At 61.5% G+C, this 3,398-nt stretch carries 4 protein-coding genes and 1 pseudogene; 4 read left to right on the top strand and 1 reads right to left on the bottom strand.

Features of this window, described 5'->3' with window-relative positions; all coding sequences use genetic code 11:
• Positions 1 to 386 (top strand): cytidylyltransferase domain-containing protein (locus ACH2EH_RS18675; protein ID WP_395143991.1); only part of this gene is annotated, 386 nt, incomplete at its 5' end.
• Positions 387 to 458: 72 nt separating this feature from the next.
• On the opposite strand, the gene ACH2EH_RS18670 is transcribed toward ACH2EH_RS18675, so the two are convergent.
• On the bottom strand, positions 459 to 923 hold the full coding sequence (locus ACH2EH_RS18670) for a hypothetical protein (protein ID WP_395143989.1): 465 nt from the start codon (positions 921 to 923) through the stop codon (positions 459 to 461).
• A gap of 40 nt (positions 924 to 963) precedes the next feature.
• Here ACH2EH_RS18670 and kdsA point away from each other — a divergent pair, with 40 nt between their 5' ends.
• The 3 genes and pseudogenes from kdsA to ACH2EH_RS18655 form a co-directional block, all read left to right on the top strand.
• On the top strand, positions 964 to 1,788 hold the full coding sequence (gene kdsA / locus ACH2EH_RS18665; RefSeq protein ID WP_395143992.1) for a 3-deoxy-8-phosphooctulonate synthase: 825 nt from the start codon (positions 964 to 966) through the stop codon (positions 1,786 to 1,788).
• Positions 1,788 to 2,858: a glycerate kinase gene (locus ACH2EH_RS18660; protein ID WP_395143987.1), complete on the top strand. Its 1,071-nt coding sequence runs from the start codon at positions 1,788 to 1,790 to the stop codon at positions 2,856 to 2,858. The genes kdsA and ACH2EH_RS18660 overlap by 1 nt, the downstream gene beginning before the upstream one ends.
• Positions 2,859 to 2,865: 7 nt before the next feature.
• Positions 2,866 to 3,398, top strand: a pseudogene (locus tag ACH2EH_RS18655) (fumarylacetoacetate hydrolase); the annotation flags it as partial.

The following is a 3,398-nucleotide window of genomic DNA, read 5'->3' as shown; positions in this document are numbered from 1 at the left end:
TTTTAGCCGATGCCACTCTGGTGATGTCGAGCCTGTGCTGCCCACTCCCTGAGGGCCGCGAAGGCGATCCCAATGTGGTGAAAGTCGTGCTCACTAAGGAGAACTTCGCGCTCTATTTCTCCCGCTCGCCGCTGCCCTACCGAAGAAATGCCGATGCGCCGGGCTACCAGCCGCTCCAGCACATCGGGCTCTATGCCTACCGCAGGGACTTTCTGGAGACGTTCCCCACCCTGCCGCGCACCCCGCTGGAGCAAATCGAATCGCTGGAGCAGCTCCGCGCTTTGGAGCACGGCTACCGTATCAAAATGGTCTTCACCGACCGCGTCCCCGAATCCGTAGATACGCCCGAAGACCTAGAGCGCGTCCGCGCACTCTTTTCGCGCTAAATTGGACACCAGCGCCGCTCCCAATCTTGGGAAGTGGGACCAGTTTGTGGTGCTACAGACGAAACCAAAACCCTAGCGACTGTGAGTGCGGCTCTGGCACTTCTCTAAAATAGAGTCGGCTTGTTCCCAGGGGACGAACATACAGACACGCTTGCCATTTTTGTGCAGCCGCACCCACAGCCAAGCGCGCCCAACGGAGCGTTCGAGTTTGAGTTCGGCGATCTCCTCCCAGGCAATCGGCCCCACCGAGATTCCCACTGGGGAACAGTAAGAAAGGCCGACTTCGGAAAGCGTCAGCACCCCACGCCGCCGGCAGAAGCGCTTGAAGAACACAATCACCGCGCAGCTAAAGAACGCGACCAGCAGACTGACGGTAGCGGGGCCACTCCCTTCCCGCCAGAATTTAGTCGCCAGCGAGGCGTTGAGAACCAATGTCGCGAAGTTCACCCAGAGTAGCACCGCCACGAAACGATGCCAGACTCTGCCCGGCTCCGCGACATAGGTTTGTTCCGCTCGCTCCCGCTGTGCTTGCTGCATAGTTTGATTCTACCTCTCCTTGCGATAGACTGAGGCTGTGATGACTCGAACCGTTTCTATTTCTGACTCCGTTGCCATGGGCGGCGGACTGCCCTTTGCTCTCATTGCAGGGCCGTGCGTAATCGAGAGCGAGAGCCTCTGCCGCGAGATCGCCCAGAGCGTGAAAGCGACCTGTGAGGCACTAGGAATTGCCTTTGTTTTTAAGGCGAGCTTCGACAAGGCGAATCGGACATCGGGGGCGGCGTTCCGTGGTCAGGGGCCGGTGCGGGGCCTAGAGATTCTGGCGGGGATTCGCCAGGATTTCGGCATGCCCGTGCTCACCGACGTTCACGAGCCCGCGCACTGTGCTCTTGCCGCTGAGTACGTGGATATTCTCCAGATTCCCGCATTTCTCTCGCGCCAGACAGACTTATTAATCGCCGCTGGAGAGACGGGCAAGGCGATCAATGTGAAAAAGGGCCAGTTCATGGCACCGCTCGATATTGTCAATGCCGTCAAGAAAATTGAGGCGACCGGCAACCAGCGCATCTTAGTGTGCGAGCGCGGCGTCAGCTTTGGCTACAACAACCTGATCGTGGACTTCCGGAGCCTGCCGCAGATGGCAGCGGCGACAAAATGCCCCGTGGTTTTCGACGCCACCCACGCGGTGCAGCAGCCGGGGGGCCTGGGAACCGCCTCCGGCGGAACACGCGAGTTTGTGCCCCACTTAGCGCGCGCGGCGGCGGCGGTCGGGGTGGATGCGTTCTTTTTGGAGGTACATCCCGAGCCTACGAAAGCCCTCTCCGATGCTGCCACGATGCTGCCCCTCGCCGATCTTCCTGCGCTTCTAAAAACACTTCAAGCCATCGAGCAGGCCGCGCGGTAATGAAAATCCTGCTCTGCCCGGACTCGTTTAAGGGGGCGCTCTCGGCACCTGACGCGGCGGAGGCACTGGCGGAGGGCTGGCGGCGCGTCTTTCCTGAGGCGGAATGTGTCTGCCTGCCCGTGGCCGACGGCGGCGAAGGAACGTTAGATGTCCTGCTCAGCGCGACAGGAAGCAGGCGTATCCTCACTCAGGTGACCGGGCCACTGGGCGAGCCCGTTGAAGCATCTTGGGGCCTCCTTCCCGATCATACCGCCGTCGTTGAGCTGGCGCAGGCGGCGGGTCTGAATCTGGTTCCTGAAGGCAAGCGCGACCCGAAAATCACCACCACGCGCGGGGTCGGCGAGCTTCTCTTGCAAGCCACTCATAAGACAAATAAACTCCTCATCACCCTGGGCGGCTCGGCGACCAACGACGGCGGTGCGGGAATTTTGGAGGTGTTTGGCTACCAGCAACAGGTCAGCCACGACGTTCGGATCGCCTGTGATGTGGACAACCCACTCACTGGGCCACGAGGTGCTAGCGCTATCTTCGGGCCACAGAAAGGCGCGACTCCCGAGGATGTGGCAGTGCTTGATGCACAGCTCTGCAAGTTCCGGGACGAGCGGGGGTTCCCCGAGCAGCCCGGCGACGGCGCGGCGGGTGGGGCTGCGTACGGACTGCGCTGGCTCTTTCCGGGGGCAAAGCTTGTCCCTGGAATCGAGCTGGTGCTGGATGCCATCGAGTTCGAGAGGCACTTAGAAGAGGCAACTCTGGTGCTTACGGGTGAGGGAAAGCTTGATAGCCAGACGCTTAGCGGAAAGGCAGTCTTGGGCGTGGCGCGACGGGCAGTGGCAAGAGGCGTCCCGGTAGCGGCGATCGTCGGAAGTGTTGAGGAGTATCTCACGGACGCAACACTCACAGCCGCCGGAATCAGTGCCTTTCTGCCGCTTGCGCCGGGGCCGTGCACGCTGGCGGAGTCTATGGCAAACACCGAGAGCTGGCTCAGCGACGCCGCAGAGCGAGCAGCGCGCTGGTATAAATTAGGCAGAAGTGCCCAAGCTTTAGGCAGAAATGCCCAGGCTGTGGAATAATATCCCCGTGGAAATCTTTCGTTACCTGCACCCAGAGCACGGCCCTCGCCTCGGTGCCGAGACCTCCGAGGGCTTTTTCGACCTGACAGCGCACGAGCCAGGCACCTTTGCCTCGATCTCGTCGTGGCTCGCACACGAGCGCCCGGCGGAGATTGCGATGCTGGCGGAGTCCGCGGTGAGCGGCTACTCTGAGATCTCCCCGGACTGGAAGATTCTCCCGCCCGTGGATGGCCGCATGGAGGTCTGGGCGGCGGGTGTCACCTACGAAGACTCCAAGCGTGCCCGCATGAGTGAGTCTGAGGGTGGCGGCGATTTCTACGACCGTGTCTACACGGCGCCGCGTCCGGAGCTGTTTTTCAAGGCAAACCCCTGGCGCGTGGTCGCTCCGGGAGATCCCGTCTCCATTCGCTCCGACTCCCGCTGGGATGTCCCCGAACCCGAGCTGACCCTGGTGATCTGCTCCTCGGGCCGCATTGTCGGCGTGACAGTGGGCAATGATATGTCGTCGCGCTCCATCGAGGGCGAGAACCCGCTCTATCT

Source organism: Armatimonas sp. (genome assembly GCF_043760365.1).
Classification (GTDB): Bacteria; Armatimonadota; Armatimonadia; order Armatimonadales; family Armatimonadaceae; genus Armatimonas.
This window is presented reverse-complemented; position numbering and strand designations above follow the sequence as displayed.

What these genes read in the sequence shown, in the direction of transcription:
- ACH2EH_RS18670 (WP_395143989.1), bottom strand. Translation starts at nt 923, where the DNA reads ATGCAGCAAGCACAGCGGGAGCGAGCGGAACAAACCTATGTCGCGGAG.
- kdsA (WP_395143992.1), top strand. Translation starts at nt 964, where the DNA reads ATGACTCGAACCGTTTCTATTTCTGACTCCGTTGCCATGGGCGGCGGA.
- ACH2EH_RS18660 (WP_395143987.1), top strand. Translation starts at nt 1,788, where the DNA reads ATGAAAATCCTGCTCTGCCCGGACTCGTTTAAGGGGGCGCTCTCGGCA.